Consider the following 23,058-nt stretch of genomic DNA (forward strand, 5'->3'; position numbering starts at 1 on the left):
GTACTTTACTTAAATTTGCTACATTCATCATTTTTATTATATTTTTGCCCCGGTACTAAATATATTACCTCACCATTATCTTTTACTATTGCTTGCACTTCACCTTGCAGCACATCATCGACTATTTTTGCTAAATGTTTTCTTGCTTCTTGTAATTGCCACTTTTTCATATAATTACCTTTAATTCTCTCTATAGCTTAACATTTATCCACATATACAATTATAAATATTTAATTAATCTTTATCTCACTAATTTTAAGTAAACTACCTTCTTGCTTCACTATAGCTGGCATAGTTTTTATTTTAAAACGTGTGGTTAAAGTCCCACCTTGATCAAAGAACACATGCTGATTTAACTGTTGTGCCAGCTGACTAGGATTTCCTTTAGTCAGTACCAGCTTGCCTATCTTTGATTTAGCCCAAGCAACTTGCTCTTTATCATCTCCATCAATCAATATTAATGGTTCTCCCCAGCTTATTGTCTCTAAAGGATTAATTTTTGTTCCTGCTTTTATTATTATTTTGCCAGTTTGATCTTTTATATCAGTCTTTTGTGTAAAAGTTGGATCATAAGTCCAACTTCTGTCCTTGGTCGCTTTATGTAAGCCTAATACAGCCGCAGGTCTTGCTATTTTCTCCTTTACTTTTTCTTTAAATTCATCTTGCATTTTTTCTAATGAACCACTTTGCTGTGCAATTTTAAGCTTTGTCATAATTATCTCCAATAATGATTGTTCAATGATTGGAAAACTATGACCTCTAATCCCATAATCTTTTAATATTGCTCTATTATCCTCTGCTAAACTATTAGAAGCAACTATAGTACTAAAGCAAAAACTTAAGATCAGTCTTACTAGACTAAAACTCATAAACCTATATACTCTTTTGCTTTGAAGAATTGTTTTTTAAAAATATCAGAAACTCGCGTACTCACGTACTTTTTGTACGTTCCGCTCGCTTGCCCCTCATTTTCAAATCCAATTCTCCAAATCATTCGAGTAACCCTCTCTCGGTTAAAATATTATCAATTGCCCTTGCAACACTCATTCCTTTACTAATTTTGTCCTCTATTGCCTGATAATCTCGTGCATTAGTTGAAGTTAACAGTAAGGTAAATGGATCAATCATCAATCTACCAATAACTCCTGTAACGTTAGGGCTATAAATGGCTGCTTCACTATAATGCGGCGGATTGGAATGAATAGATTGTAGCAAATTTATCTTCCAATCCTCATCAACAAAACCCGCAAGTTTAGGGTTAGCACGCATTGCCTTAAAGACTTCCGGATTTTGTTTTAAAATTACCTTATGTGATGAATTCTCAAATGCCTTCTCAGCAGCAGAACCTTCTGTGCGAAAATAATCTGTTAGTTGTTGGGTAGCTAAAGTAATTGAACCATTATATTTCCTGGCTATTCTTCCTACTTCTTCAATAAATTCTCCTGAACGTTTGCCTGCTAGCAACTTCCATGCTTCATCAATCATAATCAAAAATGGTCTATCTCTACTGCCTTTCACCATTGTTTGATTAATGTGAACAATCATTATCTGAACTATTACTACCAGTAATTCTGGACTACTGCGTAAATGATCAGTTTCGATTACTACTACATCAGAATTGAGTGATAATTTAGCCTTGCCACTGAAAAACTTACCATATTGACCATCTTTAGTGAATGGAAAGAGCATGTTACCCAGTTCTTGAGCATATGATTCTTCTCGTAGCAACAACCATTCAGCAATATCGGTGATTTCTGCACTACTACCCTTGGCTTGCCAAACGGCAATTAATGCCTTTTGCAGCATTGGTTGTTGTAAATCACTAGTGCCATATTGTGGAGCTGCCATGGTTGCTAATATTGAGGGAAAACTTGCTAAAAAATCAGCTCGTGCTTCAAGTGCTTTGCTACTATCATCTTCTGCTACTTCGGAAAATGGATTGATAGAAATGGGATTTTTTGTATCAAATTCTATGTAATTACCTGCTAGAATTAAGCATGTTCTTTTAAATGATCTACCATAATCAAGGACAAATACTTTACCTCCTACTCCTAAAATTGATAGCATTAACTCTTGCATAAATACTGATTTACCTGAACCTGGAACTCCTGCTATACATAGGTTAAAATTTTCATTAGGAGCTGTACTCTGTGATTTTACTGTAGGTAGTAAAGCAGAACCAAAAGGCGACCAATACATAATCTGACCCCGCCTACCAGTTAGTAACATACCAGGAGAGCTTAAATCGCCTTTCCATTCACCGACTATCGGTAGTAACACTTTACTTTCTGATGAAATAGTTTTTTTACCTCGACCAAGAGAGCTTAAGGCTATTCCTAATCCTCCTATTCTTGAGCCAAATATTTTATTAAACCTATTAGTTATAGAATATGGCATTTCCTCCACTAATTGCATTGGCATTGATGCTAGCACTACTGCTAAATGATCATATTTACAAGGAACAAAATACCAACCACTACGGCGTAACATTGAGCAAAACTGAGAGGCTGATTGTTTAGCTTTTTCCTTTTTATCCCACATTATGACATTTAGATGAATATTTACTACTCTATCACCAGTTTGTAAGTAAGAGACTGCACTGCCTAAATCCTCTGCTTCATGTTGAAGATCAGGAAAAAATTTTGCCATGCCAGCTGCAATATTCCTCTCTAATGCTTCTCTTTTGGTAATGGCAGCTGTTCTAGCTACCATTTGCTTAGGTAAGATTTGCAAACCAAAATGAATTAAAAAATTTGATTTTATATATTCATCCCGTCTCATTTCATTACCTAAAAATAAATCCATAGATGATAATCTCCACTCTGGTGGTCTTTTACTGGCTTCTAAGCTAATGAATATTTGATTATCATTAAGACTTACATAATCTTGTTTTTCCAACAAAGAAAAATTGTTTGGCAAAATCTGCTCAGAGAGTATCTCATAAGGATTTAATTCTGGTTGTTTGTTTACAGATAAACCAAATATTATCCGAATAAACTTTAATAATATTTTTGCATCAATATTTTCAGTTATTAAACCAATTGACTTAAAAGTATCTTTTAAACCTTCTCTTCTTCTTACCATCTCATTGATATCAATGTTTTGCTTTAAGGTAGGAATAGTAATTGAGATTAACAACACTATGTCTTTTACAGTTCCTCCCTCTTTAGCTTTTTTCTGTAAAAACTCTGTTCTCTTTTTAGCTAGTTCAATAAAAATTTCACCTTTCCTATGTAATTGCCAATTAGTTAAAAAATGCTCAATATCATCAGAACCAATCATTAATACTTGCAAACTACTGCCATCTGGCAAATTTTCATCATTCTTCAGAAACTCAGCAATTTCTCCTTGAGCTTGTACACTTGTACCAACTAGTGGCCAGCCCAGTAAGACAAACCCTACTGAACCACGATTGAAAAATAATTGACTATCCTCATCATATGATTCATAGACAAAATGCTTCGCTAATCTTTCTCTACTAAAATCTTGGTGTATTATCTTAGCTTGCATTGCTTATTTTCCTACTATTACCATGCTTACTACAACATCTATTTGGTTGATCCTTTTTATTAGATTTTTCATTATCACTATTATTAGGATCAAACATTCCCTGATCGGTCATTTTATTTATTTCATATAAAGATTTACATTTTTGTCCCTCAGGAATTGGACAATCAAAATCACTCTTATAGGGCATTAATGCACAACCACAAATATTAATGCCTACAACGAACAGTAACAAAAAATTAACTAGCTGATTGTTAATACTACCCATCAAAAATTACCTTGCTGCTGTGATGATTGCTCCTGCCAATTAACATTATGCAAATTATTTAGGTTATTATTTTCATATTCCTCCTGTTCATTATCCTTGATAAAACGCTCTTGTAGTTTAGAGGAAACTTTAGAAAAATTTTTAACCTTATTAAAATTATTATAATGCTGATTATTTGTTGTATTTTGTGAATAATCAGTAGTAGTTGGTGGTAATAATCTATTGACATTTTGACTTGCATCATCTTGTTTTAAATCAAAACCTTTTCTAAACACCACATCGACCACTCTACCAGAAGCCACGACAATTACTGGACTCATTGATTCAGCCCGTTTAATAGCAAAATCAGCTAATTTCTCTAAAGCATTACCAGCTCCTGCATAGATACCACCTTTTAGTGCATCTTTGGCTTTTAAAGCATTCTGCTGACCAGTAATTGGTGATATTGGGAATACTCCATTTGTTGCCTGATTCTGGAAAAACTGAGCTATACCACCAAGTACACCATTAAGTACTGCCATTCTTGCTACGTCAGATGATCTATCTACTACTACCCCTTTAATGCCAGGTCTACCATCTTCCCCTATTATCCAGCCTTCTACTGACTTTTCAATAATATCACCGTTACGGTTTAGCAGTGAGACAGTTTCTAAGCGACATTTAGCCCTTTCTGATGAAATATCTCCACTACAAGAACCGATGAGAATAGCCTCCTTTATTTGTTCTGTCTTATTGCCTTTCGAAAAAATAGCTGTATCGACTAACCTAAGCATTATTGGTTCAGGGGCTGCAGCATTATTAGTACCAGTACCTACTACTGCTCCAGTTAGTAAAACTCCCCTAGCAAAACTGCCAGTGGTGATATAATCCTTAACATCTTTTTTTACTTGACATCCAGCTCTTTTAACATATCCAAATTGCCTTTTTGCTGGTAAATCTGTTATTATTTGTTCATGTTGCTCATTTGTTAAATCTTGTACTTGCTGATTATTATTAAAACTATTACCATCATATAATATAGTCTCCTCATGAGCCTTACTTTCTAATAATTCCAATTTTTGCTGAACATCATCAATTTTATTTTTAGTTTCTAAATATTTATTTTCTATTAAACTCTCTAAACGATTTTTCATATCTTTTACTTCATTTAGCACTTCTTCTGTCCATCTAGCTCTTGGATCTACTGCCTTTTCTATTCCAGATAGCTCAGTCCGTGATTTACGCTCTTCTTCAAGGTTTGCTAGATTTTCTACTTTACTTTCAGAAACATAATAAAATATTAAGATGGCTATTATTCCTATACAGGACAAGGAAATTATAGGTTGTTTGCTAATGATATCTATAAATTCTGATAATTTTTTATTATACTCAGATGATAGTTTACTATCATCTGATTTTTCCTCTGTCTTTTCCTGTTTGTCATTTAGCTGTTGATTTTCTTTCATCATTACTTATGCTACTTCAGACTTTACTAACTTTTTATATGTAGTTATTTATCTTACTTGATTTATGCTTAATTAATCTTCATACCACTAGAGACCCAGTCTAAGTAAAAACCTAGAATAATACCAATAGCGACAATAGCTCCTGCTAGCCTAATATTACCTCTTACTACTGCCCAAATAGATGATAGGATAGTTGCTCCAGATATTCCTATAGTCTTAAGCTTACCAGTAGAAATTCCTCCTATCCTATCTAATTGCCCTTCCAAAGTAGTAGCAAAGGACGTTTCAGGAAATAACATATTGACACAGAACATAATTGATAATGTTAAAAACATAGGAACAATTATGCTAATATATTGCTTACTATTTTTTACTTTTATATTTTTCTTTATATTCATTGTTATTCTCTTCTTTGTTATTAGCTAATTCTCTTGATACATCAAACTTAATCAGTCTTACAGGAGTTGAATTTTTATTAGTAAAACGTAAGAGTAAATCCTGTATTGTGCCATTTTCTCCAATTATGCTCAAATACACCTTATTGTTATCTTGCTGAGGTAAAATAAACAAACAACCAGAATCATGTACTACTATTTCCGCTGCTTCTTTAGGGTGAATGAAAATATCATTTATCTTCTCTCCTTCAATATTAATTCTAGTCGGAGCATCTTTAGCGATCTGTAACTCTAACAAAGAATCATTATGTAACATGTAACCTATAGCATAAACATTATTAAACCAAAAATTTGATAATAATAGCATTAAAGAAAACACCAGATATTGCTTAATCCTTGACTTGATTCCTATATTATTTTGCTTGTTAATAGTCATATTTCTCTCTGATTAGTTTCTTCCTTAATACCGGTAAGCAATAATAGGTGATTAGCTCCTCGCTTATAAGTTAACAGATAAATCTTATCAGTTGCAATATGCTTATTATCACCAAACCAATAACGAAACGTCCCTTGAATTAATACTCCATCATCAGTTACTTTTGCTTTTTTGGAGAAAAAAACAGAAGACACATTAGAACCCTTAACAAATTGTAAATGTTCTTGAAAAAATTTATCTAACTGTTCTGTACTGCTAGAGACTACTTTCATATCAGCTATCTGTCTTTCTACCTCTTCTGGTGAAGTGGTAAATAAACCTTTCATTACAAATATTGCCCATTCCTGCAAGTAAGTTTCATGATAATTTTTTGATGATACTATCATGCGACGATCTGGCTCTATTGCTGGAATTAATAACCATTTTTCTTCTTTACTTATTAGCTTAATTGTTGCAAGTAAACTAGTAACTGCTAGCAATACAGTTACCAACAATAAATGTTTGTTATATCTAACTAGTTGCTGAATAGATGCTTGTTTAAACAACTGATCCATTATTTTCCTACTATTTTACCAAGTAATAGAGGGTAACAGGCAGGAGCAGGCAACCACTTCTTTGCTACTAAAAAACTTTTTAGTAAAAAATATTCTGAAACACCCTTAAACTTCTTAAATGCATAACATAAAGCAATACCAACTATCATGCATACTAATCCTAGTTTAGCATTACCACTATTAAGTAATATTATACCAGGTACTACACCTACTAAAGTTATCCCCCACTCATCTAAACTTAAACCCATATATTTTAATGGCTTTGATAATGACCAATATAATCTTTGATTTTGATTCAAATTTTGCATAAGTTTATTCAAACTACTAATAATCTTTATATTTTGCTAATGCTCTTTATAGTTCTCTAACAACTGAGACATTAATAGTTTTATTGTTATTTTGCCAATGAATCATTTAGACTAATGTAAGAAATTATATAGCTAATATAAAACTGCGATAATCGGGAGACATACAATGTTTATTGAGAGATTAATTGTTGATTAATTTCTTTAGATTTGTTAGTATTAGTGAAAATCTAATAATGATTAGTAATATTATGTTTACAAGTGATATAGAGTTAAAAATGGAGTGTTTGAAACTGGCAATTCAATCCCATTGTAGCTGTGATGCTGTAGATGTGGCGACGAATTATTATAATTTCCTCATAGGACAAAATGATAATATACCATTTGCCCTGACTTTAACTAATAAAATGAATTTTAATTAAGATTGTATTATTATTGATTAATAATCTTTGTTGTTAATATTTTATCATTTTTGTAATAAGGTTGCTTTAAAAATTTAAATAGTGCATTTACTATATTTAGTTTATTAATTCTTCTTTTCAGCGATAGTTATAATTTCATTAATGGCTTTCTCTACAAATTCTCGTACTGGATCAAAGTTCAATTTAGCATAGATTTCTGTTGACCTAGAGTCTTTATGATTTAAAGCTTTACCAATTACATATTGACTTGCTCCACTAATAGCCATCCAACTGGCATGGGTTCTTCTAAGATCATGTATCCTTAAATCTTTAAGTTCTGCTTTTTGGCAAATCCTTCCCCAAGCTTTTTTAGGTTCTCGTAAATGACCAGTGCTACTTCCCTCACTGGGAAATACCCACTCACTGTTAGACTCTCTTTTTCTTTTCTCTAGTATTTTCATTGCTACATTTGCTAATATTACAGTATAAGATTCTTTATTCTTACTCTTTGTCTTTGGAATATACCATTTTTGATCAGCAAAGCTGATATGTTCCCAACGCATAGTAAGTACATTATTTTTACGTACTCCAGTAAATAAAGCGATTAAGAAAAAATCTTGCATTATTTGATTTTTCTCTTCTTTTAAACCTTGAAAAAACCCTGATAACTCTTCTCTCATTAAATATCTGTCTCTGGATTCTTCTTTGTGTTTTTTTATTCCAACAGCAGGATTTAAATTAACTAGCTCCCATTCAATAGCTTTATTAAATATAGCTTTTATCCTCGCTAAAGCCTTATTGGCAGCATGTTTCCCAATTTTAGTAGTCTCAGTAAACCATTGCTGAATATCTGTTTTGCTAATAGTAGAGATTTTTCTTGAATAAAAACACTTGGCATGTCTATTTACCTCATCTATACAATCTTGCCAAGTGTTGTTGTTATATTTAGCATAATCATTGATGTATTTATCAAATAGTTCTTTAAACGTTAATTCATTAGATAGCTTAGTTTTTTCTTCTAGAGGGTTAATACCCTTTACAATTTGACTTTTTAACTCAGATGCTTTCATTCTAGCATTAACAATAGATAAATCAGGAAAACGTCCTATTTTTATTCTATGGTACATTCCTTGAATTTTTTTGCCTAAATAAAATGTTTTACTGCCACCATATGATACTATCAGAATTAAACCTGCTTCTTTAATATCTTTATAAATATCTCTTTTTTCCTTAGGAGATTCAATTTTTTGTAGCACATCTTTAGTAAAAAATAATGATTTTTCTAACATTTTATGCTCTATATTGCTACTTTGATAATTAGCTATTTATTATTAATTTACCTTATCTAATTAATACTACATAATTATTAGTATATAAATTATTTATATTAGTTCTTATTTTTTTAATATATTTTTAATGAAATAGCAAATCAATACAATAAGAAAGCTTTGATAAATATAACCTAATCAGTTAGTGTTATTAATAATTTGCAACTAACTGTAACTAAAGATTTAGTTAATGCTGTGGATAAGATTATCAAAGAAAGTGTTAGGCAAAGAAAATAAAATTAAAATTGCTATAGAAAAAATAGAGGGAAGTTGATTTTATATGTGGCATTTTTATCCATCTAATATGCTCCCCATATGCTCCTATTATTTTCAGGTGTGACCTTATATGAAAAATATTGACAGATAATTTAATTTTGCTTAAACTTTAAGTTTTAGTGTTGATAATAGGGGAAAATACCATGAGTACTAGGACTTTAAGAACTAACAGAAGAGATAAAGATATTAATTCTAATCTTTATGTTAGGATAGGAGATTGGATAAAAAACATAACCGTCTCATTGGTAATGATGAGGTCGGAGGTTCAATCCCTCCTAGCGGCACCACCTACCTCAAAGCTTTTTCATTATATTGCAATAATCTGCTTTTTTATGAAAAATTTTTATGCTGTATATATGCTGTAAAAATAGCAGTATAATTGTCCTGAAAGTCCTTCTATAATGATGTTTAGAAGGAATCTATATGCTGCATATATGCTGTAACTTATCTAAATCTGTTACTAAAAACAGTAGTAACTCCGTAATATTTTACAACTTCGTTGGTAATTTTGTGCCACCTGAATGGCGTGACCTTTCTTCCAACACTGGTAAAGTTTTAAGTAAAACTGCCAGGCAGCTTCTATCATTGATCGTATTTCGCTTGCAAATCTATCATAATAATAGCTTAGATGAACTCCAGGAAACTTATAACTTCTTTGAACAATCTCTAGGGGTTTGCCAAGAAAGGGTTAGACAATGTTTGTTAGAGTTACAGAAAGCTGGCTTTATTGTTTTTCGTAAAGCAACCATAGTCAAATATGGCATTAAGTGTCGTAATACTCCTTGTATTAAACTTGCTAAAAATTTCCAGCCTTATTCTCAATCACTTTCTACTGAAAATGAAAAAATTTTACACTCAACCCAAAAAACTTTTGGGGCTAACCCCAAAGAATTTTTGCCTCAACCCCAAAAAAGTTTGGACCACTCTATATATATAGATAATAATAAAAATATATCTAATAAATCTAGATCTACCAAATCTGAAATTTTTCAAAATGAACAAAATCAAGTTGATGCTAATGAAATTGATAATAACCAGCAATTACCACAGCAAAAAATTGAGCAAATTTTACAATTTGAACAAGAATTATCAGATGAAGCACAAGTTGATAATACTAATACATCTACTGAAAACCCTATGAGAGATGCCTTGCCACTCAGTACAACATTACAAAAAGTTGTTCAGCAAGTCTCACAGAAATGTCAGCCAGTAGTAGAGTCAAATTGCTCCAATAGTTCAGGCATTCCAGTTGTAAACCATAAAAATAGCTGGTTCAGAAGAAAAAGATTAGCTGATTTTTATCCTCTAACTCAAGAAGATGCTGATTTATTGCAGATTAAATCAAATCGAGAATTTAACTTAGACTTTATCAATAAGTTGTTATTAAAGTTAGCTGGGGAATATTCAAATCATCATTTTGGTCATAAGAAAGTGCTGTTGAACTATATGGCTAAAGCTTTAAGCAATGAACTACAAGAAACTACTAAAGCTAATTCTAGCAATTTCCAGTTTAAATCTAGTGATGAGAATAAAGCGAAAGAGCAGTACTTACAAAAGATAGAATATAGTACTGATACTAGCCGGCAGGCTCAGTTAAAACGTAAAATTTCTGGCATTTTTGATACTGATACAGCTTATTCATTACTGACTTCTTGTGCATTTGGTAAAGTGGTAGAAAATCAATTTCAGTTCAAATTGTTAAAAGATATTGCCTTATCAGAACATATTAAAACTAAAATATTACAGCAAGTACAAATGGTGTATGGTAATAAAATAACAAAGTTACAAATTACACCATACAAGCAATCTATATCAGCAACACAAGGAAATAATACTAAAGATGAAAATAATGCTTATTTGCTTGAACTAGCTAAGCAATTAAATCCTGATTCATTATGGTATAAAGCTAGAAAGTTTTTAATTGAACGACACAATAAATATATTGATATCGCTACCTTTAGTAAATTAATTGTGGTACAAGAAGATGACATCAATAAAAAAGTAACTCTCAAATCTACTTCCGCCTTTTACGATTATTACATTAGAGATCGTCATATACAAGATTTAGAAGCCGCTTTTCAAACTCAAAATTGTAGTTTTGAATTAATTAGCTGGAATGATCATTATAAGATTACTACTTAAAAATTAGTAATTTGTAACAATTACTTCATCAGAAGTTTTTCTTGTTTGGGTCATAGAATAGGTAACCTTGATAATATTAATATTAAAATCTTTGTACAAACTTCTAATAAAAGGAGTATCACTGTTAGAAATCATAAACTTAACAGCTTTATTATCTAGTTCCTTAGCAAAATCTCTTAGTCTCATTTGTTCTTGTTCATCAAATGGCAATCTAGTATAGAATTTCTCACCAGATTTGTGATAAGGTGGATCGAAATAGACAAAGTCATTTTTCTGCGGTTCAATAAAAGAAAAATCTATAGTGCAAATGGATGTACTAGATAATAAACTACTACATTGTTGCAATCTACTAGTAATATCAGATTTATGGTAGTTTCTACCAGAGAAACTTTGGACTGGATCACCATTGGTATTGATACGATATATTCCTTTAAAGGAATATCTATTAAGATAGATAAATCTTGCAGTAATTTCATTAGGATTGTTACTATTATTATCACTTCTGACTTGATAATAATATTCTTTGCAATGGTTTGCTTGATGTAAATCAAGTAACTTACTTATTTCTTCTGGATTCTTTTTAACCGCATTATAATACCAATTGTAATAATTAACACGGTGTATTTATCCAGTCTCTATACATAATTGATTTTACTAAATCTACATTATGAGCAAATTGATTCCAAGCGTAACAAGCCATAGTGACGATATCTTCATATACACCATAACATTGGTTAGACAAGAAATGATTTTTGATCCATTCCCAAACTTGTTCCATTGCATTAAGTTCCGGTGCATAGGGCGGAAGCGGTATCAAAGTGATATTGCTTGGCACAGTTAGTTTTTTGGCTGTGTGCCAACCTGCATTATCCGTTAGTAAAGCTATATGTCGGTTGCCTTGAATACTGCGAGAAAGGTCTTCTAAGAATTTATTCATTGCCTGTGTATTTGCATATGGTAAAATTAATGCAAAAGCTTCTCCTGTATCATGGCAAGCAGCTCCATAAATATATGTTGAAATGAATTGCTGTTGCCGAACTTTACGGGGTCTAGTGCCACGCTTAGCCCATATACGAGTTAAGCTACCTTGTTGCCCAACTCGAGTTTCATCCTGAGACCATATATCAACTTTACATCTATCGATATTTTTTGATAATAATTCTGTTAGCATGTCTGGGAAGTTTTTTTATATGTATTTTGAGTCTCTTGATTTGACTTTGGATGCATTGAACGAGAAGTAATCCAGCTAAAACCAAGGCGGTGCATAGTATTGTAGACTGTTTTTAAAGTACATTTAGCACCATATTCCTCAAGTAACATGATATGTAGCTCCTTTCCAGTTATATACCCACCAGTTTTACGTATTGATTTTATCAAAAAGAGCAGACTCTTGTATAGTGTTAATCTTCCTAGGGGCACCGCTTCTTTGTGATTCAAATAATCCTTCAAAACCATGATTCCTAAATCTTCTGAGCCATGATTGTACAGTTTTCCAGTGTGACTTCACTATTTCAGATATGGCTTTAAAAGATTTGCCTAATTGAAGGTAATACATCGCCAATAAACGTATACGATTTCGACCATGCGGCTCATGTTTCATCATTTTTATAAAATCATGACCATGAAAACCTTGCGGTAATATTAACCTAGCCATTTGAGTACCTTTATCAGTTAAAAACCCATTTTACACCACTGCGTTAATTATTGCAATTGGTATAAGACGTTACTAAGTCAAGATTAATATCAGATAGATAGCATTTATTAAACATATATTTTACTTGAAAGAACAAAGCCCCACCTCCAAGGAAAGGCTCGTAATAATTATTTACTCCTGAAGGAATATATTTAATTAATTTATCAACAATTTTTCTTTTACCACCAACCCATTGGATGAATGGTGGTGTTTTTTTTATAGTTACTGACATGAAGTTATTTACTAAATATTCTACTATAGATTATAATAAAAAATAAGGTTAAATGCCAGAAAAATTGCTAATTCTAAGGTTTTTTCTTTATTTAATATAAAAACACTATATTTAGTAAATCCTATCTGTCTCATTTATGCAGCTGTTTATTATATTGTGCAAAAATCTGTCAAAAAGCTTGAAAAATCCTCTGTACTTCCAGGAATAGTGGTGATATCTGTGTGAATGATGCTACGTGGTGTAGTGTCAAACACAGAGGTTAAATAAAACTATCAATTTTAATCCTTTAACCTCTGTGTCCCCTATTTTCATAACCGAAAACGGTAAGAGGTATGCTATGACAATTAATAATGAAAATCAACAACAAGATAACAATAAAATAGAAAATTCTATAGAAAAAAACTGGATTTTACAGCTAGCTCCCACAACTGTCACATTAATACCATCAGATCAAGCTGGTCAAATAGCTCCACAAGGAAATTATGCTGATATTATTAGATATAGAGAAATACAACTAGAATTGCAAGAAACACAAAATAAACTTAAAATAGATGAATTAATAAGAATGGATTTAATTCGTAATATTGGTCATAGTATAGAAATACCTTGCAGTGGAATTTTTGCTTTAATAACCGTTCTGTATGAAGTAGAGCAAGATACAGAGAGAAAGCATTATCTAAAAACTATAGTAGATTGTGCTGAAATATTACTTGATTATTCTCATCATGTTCTAGCCTTTTTAAGGCAGAATGCTGCAGCACCGACGATAACTCTAGAAAAATTTAACATAAAAGAATTAGTCAATAAAACGATCACTAAAGCCAAGCCAGCATCGATAAGTAAAGGATTAAATCTTTCCTGTAATTTTCAATATGATATGGCAGATGATATCATTGGAGATCATTCTAGATTGCAGGCAGTATTGGATCAATTAGTGGGTAATGCTATTAAATTTACTAAAGAAGGTCATGTTATTGTGACAGTTGGTTTATTTCCACCTTTAAATGGCACAAATAATGCACGAGATAAGATGTTACAAATTATTGTGCATGATACAGGGGTTGGTATCGTTGAGGGAAAACAGCAAGATATGCGTAAAGAATTAGATAATGCAAATACAGCTGCTAAATATAATAAGGGATTAGGCTTAGGACTAACATTTGTCAAACAACTTATCAATGAGATGGATGGTGAGATTACAATAACCAGCAAAGAGGGCAAGAGTACAACTATTACCTGTCAAGTACCGGTGAAATTGTTAGCTAATTAATTAGCAGCAAATCCCGGAATGTGTTGCAAGGTGCATAAAAGGTTGAGTGTGGAATAAATTTTTTGTAAAGTTAGAGTGTGCAATTGACGTACAGGATCAGGGATGTATGCAAAATATTCCGGGATTGGCTGATTAATTAGAACATTATTTGTCCTTAATTAATAATTTACGTATAATTAGTTTAATCTAACAATATAACCAAAATTTAAACAAAACTTACGCTATGTTATCTCAAATATGACTAAAAACCTTGACTAAAAGCCATTTTTTATAGTAGGGAATTTTAATAATATCCCAGTACTAAGCCACTTGTTGTAAAAATAGCGTAAGTTTTGTATTATTACCAGTATATAAATTAAAATATAAAAGATTAATGCTTATTTAATAGTTGATTTCTTAATTGTAATAGAGTTAAATTAAATATGAAGTTATTTGACTAATGTGTTCATGGCAACATCAGTTATTTTATCAAATTTTTAGAAAGTTAAGGACAATAAAGTGAAGATGAGTGAAACTGATTAGTGTATTAAAATGTATTGTTAGGAGTAAAAAATGAAAGATACTAGATCAATATGGGTAATGAGTAAAGTACATGATTCTGTATGGATTACTGGATCTGTCATGATATGTTATCTTTTTTTAGCTATTTACTATGGACTTAATAATCTATTAGGTTTTACAATAGTCACATCTTCGTTGGTAATTTACTTCTTATGGACAGTGATTTTTGATGGCACGCATGCATTTGCAACTTACTCACGAACATACTTTGACAAAGATTTTCGAACAAAAAATATAGACTTATTAGTTGGTAGCCTTGTGTTATTTATAGCAGGTCCTCTATATATGTTATTTTTTTATTGTATTGCAACAGAAGAACAGTATAGAGCCGCATTCCTAGTATTTAATAGATTTGGAATATTATATGCATATTATCATTTAATTCGCCAACATTGGGGATTTGTTAGTATATATAACCGTAAGGCAAAAATAACAAGTAAAACACAAGTGTTTTTGGATAGTATCCTACTATGGTCTGGTACTGTTTATGCATTTTTTTATCATAATACTTATCACTATGTCCCTTTTGGCTTGGCAGAAAAATTAGCAGATGGCATTTCTCGATCAGATTGGTTGTTATTAGTTAAAATGCTGTTAGCAATTTTTTGTTTTAACGTAATTTTAAAACTATATGTTTCATATAAAGCAATCAAAAATTTTGAGAAGATTTTTTTTAATTTAGCCTGGATATTTTTGTTAGCCGCTTGTTCTGTAATAGTTTTTCTTTTCTTTGGGTTACACGACAGTATGCTAATAATTACATATACAACAAGGTTAATTTTCTTAACTACAATAGTATCATACATTATGTATACTATTTTCAGTGAAATACAAATAAAATATTGTTATCCAAAATTTATACTTCTTTTTGCTGTATTATTTACTCACAATTTTATTTTATCACTACCACTTTCATATCTGCATATGCATGCATTACCGTTTTTCATAACGTACAATATCACGCTATTGTACGCTTCCATAATTTAAATAAGTATTCTAATGAGTTGCAATATGGATGGGCATTTAAACTTACAAAAAATCTCTTCTTATTTATAATTCTTGCTATAGGTTTTAACTTTATTTCTACCTTACCCAGAGCATCATTGAACTTTATTAATATCAACGAATTTACTTTTTATATTGCTGCAGCTTTCTTTTGGGGGGTTGGATTTCATCACTATGTTCTTGATTCAATAATTTGGAGACCAAGTCGAGATATAGAAATTCGAAATATTTTAAATTTAAAATTTGTGGAAAATGCAAGCTCTAGTTAAATCACATAATAGATTAGGGGTCTCTATCCAAAATAAACCCATACCAAAAGTAGGGAGTAATGATGTATTGGTAAAAGTAAAATATGCAGCTATTTGTGGAACGGATGTAAGCATATATAAATGGACAGAGTGGGCTCAAAAAGAGATACCTTTAGGAACAACATTAGGACACGAATTTGTAGGGAATATTATTGAAAAAGGTACAGATATAACTGGAATAGAAATTGGAGATTTGGTAACAGCTGAGTGTCATGGTTACTGTCAGAAATGTTCAATTTGTCTTAAAGGTTATAAACACTTATGTGTAAAATCACGCAACATAGGAATCCATGTGGATGGTGCATTTGCACAATATGTATTAATACCACAACAAAATATTGTTAAATTGAATGAAACTAGTGATATAGATCATAGAATACTTGCTCTTTTGGACCCACTAGGAAATGCAGTACATTGCATACAGAGTTTTAGCATAAAAAATGCATCAATCTTGATTATTGGAGCTGGTCCTATTGGCTTAATGTTAACTTCTATATTAAAACATTCAGGTAACAATACTATAGTAATGATTGATTACAATATTTATCGATTACAAATTGCAAAAGATTTAGGGGCAGATTTAGTAATTAATTTGAATCAAGTTAGTGAAAAAAAAGATGAATGGTTAGATTATATTTTACAAGAAAAAGAATTTGATTTTGGCTTTGAAGTATCAGGTTCTAGTGAAGGATTGCAGAATTTAGTGAAATATATTTCTCCTAATGGGCAGATAATTCTTTTTGGAATATTTAGTACACTAACGTCTCTTGACATAAATAATCTTATCTTTAAGGGTGTGAATTTAAAAGGCATTTATGGTAGAAATAAAGAATCTTGGGTAAAATCCTTCTCTTTGTTACAAAACAAACTAAACATAGAGTCTATTATAACACATGAATATAAACTTAAGGATTTTCAACAGGGATTTGAAAAAATTATGTCTGGAAAGGCTGGCAAAGTTATTTTAAGTATAGATTAGGATTATTAACGCGAGTTTAGGATAAGGATTGTTTGGAATAATAATAAGAAAAGGGTTTTCAAAAAAAAGAAGTTGAGTTATAAGAATTTTTTTAAGTAAAATCAAGATAACTCAACATGAAGAAATGTATCACAACAGTATATTATTTAATAGCTAATTTTTGTGAAATTTATCAAGAATGGGAAGATAAGAAGTTACTACTTTGTAATAGTAAACGCCATAGACAAGGAAGTTTAGACCTTTGTGAATTATTAACTATAGTAATATATTTTTATTTATCTCCCTGCAAAGATTTTAAAAATTATTATTTATACCATTTATCGTATAAATATAGAGGTTATTTTACTCTTCCAAGTTATAGTCGAATAATTCAGTTATGGCCTAAACTAATATTGCCATTAGCATTATTAATGCAATTATTAAGAGGAGAAGATACAGGGATATATTTCATTGACTCTACTAAATCAGCAATTTGTCATGATAAACGGACAAAAAGTAATAAAGTATTTGGTAGAATTGCTAGGATTGGTATGAGTAGCTATGGATGGTTTATGGGATTTAAATTACATTTAATTATTAACAGTAAAGGAGAGATAATGGCAGTTAAAATTACTAAAGGAAACCGAAGTGATATCTCTAGTGTTTTATCTATGACTCAAGGATTAGAAGGTAAATTATTTGGTGACAAGGCTTATATATCAAAGGAGCTATTTAACAAACTTTTAGCAAAAAGCTTACGTTTATTGACTAGTATTCGCAAAGATATGAAGAAACATTTACTTGAAATAGAAGATAAAGAAATGTTAAAAAAGAGAACTCTAATTGAATCAGTATTCAATGTACTAAAAAATAACATGTGTCTAGAGCATTCAATGAATAGATCGCCTGTTAATTTTTTAGTCCATATTTTGGCTTGTGTTGTAGGATATGCTATTAAAAAACTTAGCTTAAAATCAGTTATTTCTGTTAATCAGCATGCACTCTTATCCTAAACTCGCATTATTATGCTTGATGAATTTATAAGTATTAAATCTTTTTATGAAAAAGCCAAGACTATGCTACCATAGGATGTTTTTGCATTTATCTCATCAGGTAGTTTGGATGAAAAAGCATTAAATATTCTTAGACAAGAATTAATAGAAACTATGCTATTAGCTGGTTGCAGTTCCCTAAATGAAATACATCATGACACTGTATATGTTAACGTTAAGAAATTTGGTCTATGAATAATTTAGGCATCAATAAAAAAGTTCTATTATTTAGTTTTAGTCTTAACCCTAATAGTAGAAGTTATTTATTATTAAAAAGTGCTGATGATTATTTGAGCTCACTTAACGTTAATACAGAATTAATTGATATGCGTAAATACCAGTTACCATTCTGTGATGGTACCAAGAATATGTTAACACATCCAACTGTACGCAAATTACTCGATCACTTTTACACCGCACAGAAAATTATTATCGCTTCTCCAATATACAATTATGATATTAATGCTTCTTTTAAGAACTTTATAGATTTATTAAGCATAGAACATCAAAATAACTCAGATACTAACAATACACGAGTACTAGCTTTTATGGGAGCTATGGGTAGTTCAAAAAGTTATTTATCTGGTTTGTCTTCATTAAATTATCTGCATTTAGTATTAGGATATTATTTGCTTCCTAGTTTTGTTATGTGTAGCCCAAAAGATTTCAGTATAACAGGAGAGCTTAATACGAATTTAAAAAATAAAATAAAAATTTTATGCAATAATCTAATAGAACAAAAAATATAATTAATGGAGGCTTAGATGAAGAATATCAAGTTTATTACCTTATGTATAATAATATTCTCTTTTTTCCATACATATGGAGGAATCGAAGAACTTAAAGAAACTATAGAAGGAAGGTTTGAAACACTTAATAAAATGGGTTGGGCAATAGGACCAGAAGATGAATATAGTAAGGAATTTATTGTTTTTGCCAGTTCTCGTAATGGGTGGAATTTAGAAGTGGGTGCTGCATATGGTTTAACGGCTCGTGAGGCAGTTTTAGCAGGTGCTAAAATGATAGTAAATGATCTTGACGCTAAACATCTAGATTTTTTTAAAAAAAATATTGCACACAAATATCATCAATTTATTCAACTTAAACCAGGAGATGTGTTAAATCTTAATTTAGAACCAGCAAGTATAGAATCTATTTTAGCTTCTCGTGTATTATACCAATTGCAATAATTAACGCAGTGGTGTAAAATGGGTTTTTACCTGATAAAGGTACTCAAATGGCTAGGTTAATATTACCGCAAGGTTTTCATGGTCATGATTTTATAAAAATGATGAAACATGAGCCGCATGGTCGAAATCGTATACGTTTATTGGCGATGTATTACCTTCAATTAGGCAAATCTTTTAAAGCCATATCTGAAATAGTGAAGTCACACTGGAAAACTGTGCAATCATGGCTCAGAAGATTTAGGAATCATGGTTTTGAAGGATTATTTGAATCACAAAGAAGCGGTGCCCCTAGGAAGATTAACACTATACAAGAGTCTGCTCTTTTTGATAAAATCAATACGCTCAGTGAAAGTAAAACTGGTGGGTATATAACTGGAAAGGAGCTACATATCATGTTACTTGAGGAATATGGTGCTAAATGTACTTTAAAAACAGTCTACAATACTATGCACCGCCTTGGTTTTAGCTGGATTACTTCTCGTTCAATGCATCCAAAGTCAAATCAAGAGACTCAAAATACATATAAAAAAACTTCCCAGACATGCTAACAGAATTATTACCAAAAAATATCGATAGATGTAAAGTTGATATATGGTCTCAGGATGAAACTCGAGTTGGGCAACAAGGTAGCTTAACTCGTATATGGGCTAAGCGTGGCACTAGACCCCGTAAAGTTCGGCAACAGCAATTCATTTCAACATATATTTATGGAGCTGCTTGCCATGATACAGGAGAAGCTTTTGCATTAATTTTACCATATGCAAATACACAGGCAATGAATAAATTCTTAGAAGACCTTTCTCGCAGTATTCAAGGCAACCGACATATAGCTTTACTAACGGATAATGCAGGTTGGCACACAGCCAAAAAACTAACTGTGCCAAGCAATATCACTTTGATACCGCTTCCGCCCTATGCACCGGAACTTAATGCAATGGAACAAGTTTGGGAATGGATCAAAAATCATTTCTTGTCTAACCAATGTTATGGTGTATATGAAGATATCGTCACTATGGCTTGTTACGCTTGGAATCAATTTGCTCATAATGTAGATTTAGTAAAATCAATTATGTATAGAGACTGGATAAATACACCGTGTTAATTATTGCAATTGGTATTACTCGACTTATTGTTACACACATTATTACTCATTACTTTAGTTCCTCACTTTAGTCCCTCAATATGATAAATTATGGTTATTATTCCTACTATTAACCGGTATTTGCTTCTGGATTACTGGCATTTGATTATTTAGTTGTTTTGGAAAACTCTTGCCCATCTTATTTTTAGCCTCGAGCAGCAAATCAGCAAATAATTCTTCTAAATCAAATTTTGAAAAATCGACTCGACGTAATTCATCTACGGTAAATCCACGACAATTTGGATATTCGCTTGAGCCAAAACTAATTCCTAATTGATTTCTTCCTTGCTCTTGAAAAACCCGTGCCAGCTTGGAATTAAAACAACAATAGGTGGATTTTTTAGTTAAACATTTCTTAAATATTGGATCTCGCTCACTGCAGTAAGTGCCAATAAAATGGCATTGTCCTTTCCCTCTTTTCAAGGCAAGAGCTTTCTCTCCTGCTTTGCATCTAGCTAGTCCCAAATCTTTTCCCCAACCTTTCATCGATGAACAACAATTAAGGAAATTAACAATATTTTTCCGACAACTATTTGATTCTCCTTGAAAGACATAAATTGGATTAGTTTGCATATCTTTCTTTATCTCATTTAACATGGCTAAATAACCAACATTTGATATATCATTATTTTGCTCAATTGTTGGCGTATGACAATCTCCACCAAGACAAAACATCGTGCCACCTGCCAAAGAAGAGCTTAAACTCTTCTTCTCTCCAAAACATGTGTAATTTTTTTGCCATAATAAGCAGATATTGCCTGTTCTTTTTAAACAATTACTATTTTCTAATTGGCATCCTTGGGATTTTAAATGTTTACAACCATCTTGTGGTTCAGAGTAACATTGATAGCTAATTTGTTCCTTCCAACATGGGCGGCTTATAATATATTTATCAAAAAATGTCTTATTGCCACTTTCAAGACATCTTCGGCTTATTTCATGGCACTCATTTGCTTCTACAACTTGTTCTAACTCCTCATTAATAACTTGCCAATATTCGCCTTTTTCTTTAAATTCTTTTATTTTTTCTCGATACTTATAATTAAGTGTCGTAGCAGTAGGTATGGTTATACGATGAAACAACAGACTTCTCTCCTTATCACTATAGCCAACTTTTATCTCACCAATATTTTCGAGTAAAGTATGTTGCCAAGTTGCAATCATCGCTCTTAATTGTTGTTGTACATTACCATCTTCTTCCCTTATTCTCTGATATTGTGCTCTCCACCAATTATCTTTATCGTAGTAATATTCCTTAGTTTTTAGTTCAGTCCAAGTATCATCAATATCATCCTCGCTTATCGGCATACTTCGATCTTGCCACTCTCCCCATCCTTCAAATAATCCACATTCTACGACTAATTGTTTGATGATATCTATCTCAAACTCAACACCTTCCTTGCAACTCTTATTGATTTTAGTCTTATACCAATTGCAATAATTAACACGGTGTATTTATCCAGTCTCTATACATAATTGATTTTACTAAATCTACATTATGAGCAAATTGATTCCAAGCGTAACAAGCCATAGTGACGATATCTTCATATACACCATAACATTGGTTAGACAAGAAATGATTTTTGATCCATGCCCAAACTTGTTCCATTGCATTAAGTTCCGGTGCATAGGGCGGAAGCGGTATCAAAGTGATATTGCTTGGCACAGTTAGTTTTTTGGCTGTGTGCCAACCTGCATTATCCGTTAGTAAAGCTATATGTCGGTTGCCTTGAATACTGCGAGAAAGGTCTTCTAAGAATTTATTCATTGCCTGTGTATTTGCATATGGTAAAATTAATGCAAAAGCTTCTCCTGTATCATGGCAAGCAGCTCCATAAATATATGTTGAAATGAATTGCTGTTGCCGAACTTTACGGGGTCTAGTGCCACGCTTAGCCCATATACGAGTTAAGCTACCTTGTTGCCCAACTCGAGTTTCATCCTGAGACCATATATCAACTTTACATCTATCGATATTTTTTGGTAATAATTCTGTTAGCATGTCTGGGAAGTTTTTTTATATGTATTTTGAGTCTCTTGATTTGACTTTGGATGCATTGAACGAGAAGTAATCCAGCTAAAACCAAGGCGGTGCATAGTATTGTAGACTGTTTTTAAAGTACATTTAGCACCATATTCCTCAAGTAACATGATATGTAGCTCCTTTCCAGTTATATACCCACCAGTTTTACTTTCACTGAGCGTATTGATTTTATCAAAAAGAGTAGACTCTTGTATAGTGTTAATCTTCCTAGGGGCACCGCTTCTTTGTGATTCAAATAATCCTTCAAAACCATGATTCCTAAATCTTCTGAGCCATGATTGCACAGTTTTCCAGTGTGACTTCACTATTTCAGATATGGCTTTAAAAGATTTGCCTAATTGAAGGTAATACATCGCCAATAAACGTATACGATTTCGACCATGCGGCTCATGTTTCATCATTTTTATAAAATCATGACCATGAAAACCTTGCGGTAATATTAACCTAGCCATTTGAGTACCTTTATCAGGTAAAAACCCATTTTACACCACTGCGTTAATTATTGCAATTGGTATTAAATTAATATTTTGCTAAAAACATGATTTTA

The 23,058-nt window shown here is 31.7% G+C and carries 26 protein-coding genes and 2 pseudogenes; 10 read left to right on the top strand and 18 right to left on the bottom strand.

Annotated elements, in window-relative coordinates; genetic code table 11:
* Positions 1 to 5: 5 nt before the first annotated feature.
* The 9 genes from AAHM80_RS07935 to AAHM80_RS07975 form a co-directional block, all read right to left on the bottom strand.
* Positions 6 to 170: a type II toxin-antitoxin system Phd/YefM family antitoxin gene (locus AAHM80_RS07935; RefSeq protein WP_342259396.1), complete on the bottom strand. Its 165-nt coding sequence runs from the start codon at positions 168 to 170 to the stop codon at positions 6 to 8.
* A 60-nt stretch (positions 171 to 230) separates the two neighbouring features.
* Positions 231 to 869 carry a type-F conjugative transfer system protein TraW gene (gene traW, locus AAHM80_RS07940; protein ID WP_342259842.1) on the bottom strand — a complete coding sequence of 213 codons (639 nt, stop codon included), beginning with the start codon at positions 867 to 869 and terminating at the stop codon, positions 231 to 233.
* Between the two features lie 121 nt (positions 870 to 990).
* Positions 991 to 3,510 carry a TraC family protein gene (locus AAHM80_RS07945; RefSeq protein ID WP_342259843.1) on the bottom strand — a complete coding sequence of 840 codons (2,520 nt, stop codon included), beginning with the start codon at positions 3,508 to 3,510 and terminating at the stop codon, positions 991 to 993.
* A complete protein-coding gene (locus tag AAHM80_RS07950; protein WP_342259844.1) occupies positions 3,500 to 3,775 on the bottom strand; it encodes a conjugal transfer protein TraV in 276 nt (91 codons plus the stop codon). Before AAHM80_RS07950 ends, AAHM80_RS07945 begins: the two co-directional genes overlap by 11 nt.
* Positions 3,775 to 5,223: a TraB/VirB10 family protein gene (locus AAHM80_RS07955; protein WP_342259845.1), complete on the bottom strand. Its 1,449-nt coding sequence runs from the start codon at positions 5,221 to 5,223 to the stop codon at positions 3,775 to 3,777. The genes AAHM80_RS07950 and AAHM80_RS07955 overlap by 1 nt, the downstream gene beginning before the upstream one ends.
* 65 nt (positions 5,224 to 5,288) lie before the next feature.
* Positions 5,289 to 5,618: a hypothetical protein gene (locus AAHM80_RS07960; protein WP_342259846.1), complete on the bottom strand. Its 330-nt coding sequence runs from the start codon at positions 5,616 to 5,618 to the stop codon at positions 5,289 to 5,291.
* A complete protein-coding gene (locus tag AAHM80_RS07965; RefSeq protein WP_342259847.1) occupies positions 5,584 to 6,051 on the bottom strand; it encodes a hypothetical protein in 468 nt (155 codons plus the stop codon). The genes AAHM80_RS07960 and AAHM80_RS07965 overlap by 35 nt, the downstream gene beginning before the upstream one ends.
* Complete coding sequence (locus tag AAHM80_RS07970; RefSeq protein ID WP_342259848.1) at positions 6,048 to 6,605, bottom strand: TraE/TraK family type IV conjugative transfer system protein; 558 nt, start codon at positions 6,603 to 6,605, stop codon at positions 6,048 to 6,050. The genes AAHM80_RS07965 and AAHM80_RS07970 overlap by 4 nt, the downstream gene beginning before the upstream one ends.
* Positions 6,605 to 6,913: a hypothetical protein gene (locus AAHM80_RS07975; protein WP_342259849.1), complete on the bottom strand. Its 309-nt coding sequence runs from the start codon at positions 6,911 to 6,913 to the stop codon at positions 6,605 to 6,607. Before AAHM80_RS07975 ends, AAHM80_RS07970 begins: the two co-directional genes overlap by 1 nt.
* Before the next feature lie 188 nt (positions 6,914 to 7,101).
* On the opposite strand from AAHM80_RS07975, the gene AAHM80_RS07980 reads away from it, so the two are divergent.
* On the top strand, positions 7,102 to 7,332 hold the full coding sequence (locus AAHM80_RS07980) for a hypothetical protein (protein WP_342259850.1): 231 nt from the start codon (positions 7,102 to 7,104) through the stop codon (positions 7,330 to 7,332).
* 104 nt (positions 7,333 to 7,436) lie between these two features.
* Here AAHM80_RS07980 and AAHM80_RS07985 read toward each other — a convergent pair whose 3' ends face one another.
* A complete protein-coding gene (locus AAHM80_RS07985) occupies positions 7,437 to 8,600 on the bottom strand; it encodes a tyrosine-type recombinase/integrase (protein WP_250311975.1) in 1,164 nt (387 codons plus the stop codon).
* Positions 8,601 to 9,338: 738 nt separating this feature from the next.
* Between AAHM80_RS07985 and AAHM80_RS07990 the strand changes: the two genes are divergently transcribed.
* A complete protein-coding gene (locus AAHM80_RS07990) occupies positions 9,339 to 11,057 on the top strand; it encodes a hypothetical protein (protein WP_342259851.1) in 1,719 nt (572 codons plus the stop codon).
* A gap of 3 nt (positions 11,058 to 11,060) precedes the next feature.
* Here the strand turns inward: AAHM80_RS07990 and AAHM80_RS07995 are convergent.
* The 5 genes and pseudogenes from AAHM80_RS07995 to AAHM80_RS08015 form a co-directional block, all read right to left on the bottom strand.
* Positions 11,061 to 11,651, bottom strand: a pseudogene (locus AAHM80_RS07995) (DNA adenine methylase); the annotation flags it as partial.
* Positions 11,652 to 11,667: 16 nt separating this feature from the next.
* Positions 11,668 to 12,228, bottom strand: coding sequence for an IS630 family transposase (locus AAHM80_RS08000; RefSeq protein ID WP_342259390.1), 561 nt, complete (start codon positions 12,226 to 12,228; stop codon positions 11,668 to 11,670).
* Positions 12,222 to 12,434 carry a winged helix-turn-helix domain-containing protein gene (locus AAHM80_RS08005; RefSeq protein ID WP_342259852.1) on the bottom strand — a complete coding sequence of 71 codons (213 nt, stop codon included), beginning with the start codon at positions 12,432 to 12,434 and terminating at the stop codon, positions 12,222 to 12,224. The genes AAHM80_RS08000 and AAHM80_RS08005 overlap by 7 nt, the downstream gene beginning before the upstream one ends.
* Positions 12,415 to 12,711 (bottom strand): helix-turn-helix domain-containing protein, encoded by a 297-nt coding sequence (locus AAHM80_RS08010; RefSeq protein ID WP_342259853.1) that lies wholly within the window; start codon positions 12,709 to 12,711, stop codon positions 12,415 to 12,417. Before AAHM80_RS08010 ends, AAHM80_RS08005 begins: the two co-directional genes overlap by 20 nt.
* Positions 12,712 to 12,772: 61 nt before the next feature.
* Positions 12,773 to 12,982: pseudogene (locus tag AAHM80_RS08015) on the bottom strand (DNA adenine methylase); the annotation flags it as partial.
* 337 nt (positions 12,983 to 13,319) lie between these two features.
* On the opposite strand from AAHM80_RS08015, the gene AAHM80_RS08020 reads away from it, so the two are divergent.
* The 8 genes from AAHM80_RS08020 to AAHM80_RS08055 all read left to right on the top strand — a co-directional run bounded on the left by AAHM80_RS08020 (position 13,320) and on the right by AAHM80_RS08055 (position 20,428).
* A complete protein-coding gene (locus tag AAHM80_RS08020; RefSeq protein ID WP_342259854.1) occupies positions 13,320 to 14,252 on the top strand; it encodes a HAMP domain-containing sensor histidine kinase in 933 nt (310 codons plus the stop codon).
* A 552-nt stretch (positions 14,253 to 14,804) separates the two neighbouring features.
* Complete coding sequence (locus AAHM80_RS08025) at positions 14,805 to 15,800, top strand: hypothetical protein (RefSeq protein ID WP_342259855.1); 996 nt, start codon at positions 14,805 to 14,807, stop codon at positions 15,798 to 15,800.
* Positions 15,801 to 16,070: 270 nt separating this feature from the next.
* Positions 16,071 to 17,105, top strand: a complete 1,035-nt coding sequence (locus AAHM80_RS08030; protein ID WP_342259856.1) for an alcohol dehydrogenase catalytic domain-containing protein — start codon at positions 16,071 to 16,073, stop codon at positions 17,103 to 17,105.
* A gap of 116 nt (positions 17,106 to 17,221) precedes the next feature.
* On the top strand, positions 17,222 to 18,097 hold the full coding sequence (locus AAHM80_RS08035) for an IS982 family transposase (protein WP_342259857.1): 876 nt from the start codon (positions 17,222 to 17,224) through the stop codon (positions 18,095 to 18,097).
* 230 nt (positions 18,098 to 18,327) lie between these two features.
* Entirely contained in the window at positions 18,328 to 18,885 is a 558-nt protein-coding gene (locus AAHM80_RS08040) for an NAD(P)H-dependent oxidoreductase (RefSeq protein ID WP_342259858.1), read from the top strand.
* A gap of 15 nt (positions 18,886 to 18,900) precedes the next feature.
* Positions 18,901 to 19,326: a methyltransferase domain-containing protein gene (locus AAHM80_RS08045; protein ID WP_342259859.1), complete on the top strand. Its 426-nt coding sequence runs from the start codon at positions 18,901 to 18,903 to the stop codon at positions 19,324 to 19,326.
* A gap of 47 nt (positions 19,327 to 19,373) precedes the next feature.
* Entirely contained in the window at positions 19,374 to 19,874 is a 501-nt protein-coding gene (locus AAHM80_RS08050) for a helix-turn-helix domain-containing protein (protein WP_342259385.1), read from the top strand.
* Positions 19,868 to 20,428, top strand: a complete 561-nt coding sequence (locus AAHM80_RS08055; RefSeq protein ID WP_342259384.1) for an IS630 family transposase — start codon at positions 19,868 to 19,870, stop codon at positions 20,426 to 20,428. Before AAHM80_RS08050 ends, AAHM80_RS08055 begins: the two co-directional genes overlap by 7 nt.
* A 75-nt stretch (positions 20,429 to 20,503) precedes the next feature.
* On the opposite strand, the gene AAHM80_RS08060 is transcribed toward AAHM80_RS08055, so the two are convergent.
* The 3 genes from AAHM80_RS08060 to AAHM80_RS08070 all read right to left on the bottom strand — a co-directional run bounded on the left by AAHM80_RS08060 (position 20,504) and on the right by AAHM80_RS08070 (position 22,963).
* Positions 20,504 to 21,775 (bottom strand): conjugal transfer protein TraN, encoded by a 1,272-nt coding sequence (locus AAHM80_RS08060; RefSeq protein ID WP_342259860.1) that lies wholly within the window; start codon positions 21,773 to 21,775, stop codon positions 20,504 to 20,506.
* Between the two features lie 133 nt (positions 21,776 to 21,908).
* Positions 21,909 to 22,469, bottom strand: coding sequence for an IS630 family transposase (locus AAHM80_RS08065; protein WP_342259405.1), 561 nt, complete (start codon positions 22,467 to 22,469; stop codon positions 21,909 to 21,911).
* Positions 22,463 to 22,963: a helix-turn-helix domain-containing protein gene (locus AAHM80_RS08070; protein ID WP_342259545.1), complete on the bottom strand. Its 501-nt coding sequence runs from the start codon at positions 22,961 to 22,963 to the stop codon at positions 22,463 to 22,465. The genes AAHM80_RS08065 and AAHM80_RS08070 overlap by 7 nt, the downstream gene beginning before the upstream one ends.
* Between the last annotated feature and the right edge of the window lie 95 nt (positions 22,964 to 23,058).

Source organism: Candidatus Tisiphia endosymbiont of Metellina segmentata, assembly GCF_964030715.1.
Classification (GTDB): domain Bacteria; phylum Pseudomonadota; class Alphaproteobacteria; order Rickettsiales; family Rickettsiaceae; genus Tisiphia.